This is a genomic window from Halorubrum sp. SP3, assembly GCF_005435195.1.
Lineage (GTDB): Archaea > Halobacteriota > Halobacteria > Halobacteriales > Haloferacaceae > Halorubrum > Halorubrum sodomense.
Genome location: NZ_SGTU01000866.1, coordinates 1 through 206 on the forward strand (window position 1 = coordinate 1; position 206 = coordinate 206).

Below are 206 nucleotides of genomic sequence, written 5' to 3' on the forward strand. Positions count from 1 at the left end.
CTCCTGATGTAGATATTGATATAGAGAGTAAACGTAAGTCTGATGAGCTACTCTTTCCAGGATATGTCATAAGGCCCATGGAATCTCTCACAACCGGTAGGCCGTATGGTCTTGATTCTAGCGCAGAAGATTCCAGCGTATCTTCTGACTCCAGTGCTGAGGTAATTTTGCCTGCTGCGAAGATGGTTAAGGAAAGGTTTGATTCG

1 protein-coding gene is annotated in these 206 nt (G+C 44.7%); it reads left to right on the plus strand.

Annotation, left to right across the window (positions count from 1 at the left end; all coding sequences use genetic code 11):
- Positions 1-206: hypothetical protein (locus EXE42_RS20150; RefSeq protein ID WP_206750803.1), on the plus strand; the 206-nt coding region annotated here is incomplete at both ends.